Raw genomic sequence first — 304 nt, forward strand, 5'->3', positions numbered from 1 at the left:
CAAGGGCAGGCTGCGTCCGTCATCGTCGCTGTCAGCAGCAGCCGAGGCCGCCGCGGCGGGCGCCGCTGTCGGCGGACACCGGCGAACCGCTGGTTTCACCGCCCGGGCGGGCCCCGGGGGGCTCGCTGCTCTCCTTCAGGACGCACGAGGTGGCGCGCTTGCCCATCGGGATGTGCAGGAACTCGTTCGGGCCGTGCGCGTTGGAATGCGGGCCGAGCACGCCGGTGTTCATGAACTGCGCGCCGGGGAACTTCTCGCCCAGCATGCCCATGTACGGAATCGTGCCGCCTTCGCCCATGTACAT

At 70.4% G+C, this 304-nt stretch carries 1 pseudogene; it reads right to left on the reverse strand.

The features are described from left to right. Nucleotides 1-31: 31 nt before the first annotated feature. A pseudogene (locus KVS69_RS19255) lies at nucleotides 32-304 on the reverse strand (peptidase M20); the annotation flags it as partial.

The organism is Stenotrophomonas sp. GbtcB23 (genome assembly GCF_019091045.1).
In the GTDB taxonomy this organism is placed as follows: Bacteria; Pseudomonadota; Gammaproteobacteria; order Xanthomonadales; family Xanthomonadaceae; genus Stenotrophomonas; species Stenotrophomonas rhizophila_A.